The sequence below is a fragment of the Mesorhizobium sp. M5C.F.Ca.IN.020.32.2.1 genome (assembly GCF_004023105.1).
Classification (GTDB): domain Bacteria; phylum Pseudomonadota; class Alphaproteobacteria; order Rhizobiales; family Rhizobiaceae; genus Mesorhizobium; species Mesorhizobium wenxiniae.
Map to the genome: position 1 here is coordinate 1 of NZ_RZSX01001131.1, position 1,679 is coordinate 1,679.

Below are 1,679 nucleotides of genomic sequence, written 5' to 3' on the forward strand. Positions count from 1 at the left end.
ATGCTGCTCGCCGCCGATGTCGCGCCCATCGACGCTCTTTTTGAGGCGCTGAGCGCGCGCGGAATGGCCCCCGTCCCCATCTTCGTCTCCAGCCTCAAGGACCCAGCATCGCTCGCCTTCGTCGAAACCGCGCTCGCAGCGCTGAACCCTGCCGCGATCATCACCGCGACGGCTTTCGCCTCCGGCGCCGAGCCCGGCGTCGAAACCCTGTTTGACCGCGCCGGCGTGCCGGTCTTCCAAGTCATCGTCGCGACGACTCGTCGTGACATCTGGCAAAACAATCAGCGCGGGCTGGCGCCCGCCGACCTCGCCATGCATGTCGTATTGCCGGAGCTCGACGGCCGCATTCTGGCCGGCGCCATTTCCTTCAAAGGCGAGAGCGAAACCGACCCGGCACTGGCCTTCCGCGCCTTCGCCAACCGGCCGGAGCCGGACCGCGTCGCGCAGGTGGCGAACCGTGTCCAAGCCTTCATCCGCCTGCAGCGCACGCCGCGCGCGGAACGCAAGCTCGCCATCCTGATCCCCGACTATCCGAGCGCACCCGGCCGCACCGGCTACGCCGTCGGCCTCGACGTGCCGTCCAGCGTGCTGGCAATGCTGCACGACCTGAGCGAACAGGGCTACGCCGTTGAAGGGATTCCGCAAACGCCGCGTGAGTTGCTGGATGAACTGGAGCGCAGCGAAGGTGGATTGGGACTAGGGGACTATCTCGACCTTTCGGCGGAATTGCCGGCTGAGGCAATAGCTGCCGTGACGGCCGCGTGGGGGAATGCGGCAGATGAGACAGGTTTGTGCGACGCACCCCCCTCTGTCCTGCCGGACATGTCCGGCAGGACAGAGGGGGGTGTTCAAGCGCCCACCACCGCAAATTTCCCCTTCCGCGCCGCGACTTTCGGCAACATCACCGTGGCGCTCGCCCCCGATCGCGGGCGATCGGCCGACCGCCGCGCCGACTACCACGACCCGACATTGCCCCCGCGTCATGCGCTGATCGCCTTCGGCTTCTGGTTGCGCAAGACAGTCGGCGTCCATGCCCTCGTCCATGTCGGCGCCCATGGCACACTGGAATGGCTGCCAGGCAAGACAGTTGCACTCAGCGAAAACTGCTTCCCCGAGATCGTCACTGGCCCCCTGCCCGTCATCTATCCGTTCATCGTCTCCAACCCGGGAGAGGCAGCACAGGCCAAGCGGCGCATTGCCGCCGTCACCCTCGGCCATTTACCGCCGCCGCTGACCGACGCCGGGCTGGATGAAAACCAGCACCAGCTTGAACGATTGGTCGACGAATACGCCCAGGCCGACGGGCTCGACCGCCGCCGCCGCGATCGCCTGGCGAAACTGATCGTTGAAACCGCACAAAAGACCGGCCTCGCCTCCGAAGCCGGCGTCGCCGGAACCGACGCGCCCGACGAGGCGCTACGCCGCATCGACGCCTGGCTCTGCGACCTCAAGGATTTTGCCATCAAGGACGGCCTTCACATCTTTGGCCGCTCAGCCGAGGGTGAGACCGATCCGCTGCGCGAGCAAAGTGCGGCGGTTGAGAAGGCGGCACTCATCGCAGTGCTCGACGGCCGCCCTGTCGCTGCCGGTCCGGCCGGGGCCCCGGTGCGTGGCCGGCGCGATGTGCTGCCGACCGTCCGCAATCTGTTCACATCAGATCCACGCAACATGCCGACGCC

1 protein-coding gene is annotated in these 1,679 nt (G+C 66.9%); it reads left to right on the forward strand.

Going from position 1 to position 1,679, the window contains the following annotated elements; translation table 11 throughout:
* On the forward strand, positions 1-1,679 hold a 1,679-nt coding region (locus EOA86_RS33595), incomplete at both ends, for a cobaltochelatase subunit CobN (RefSeq protein ID WP_206630213.1).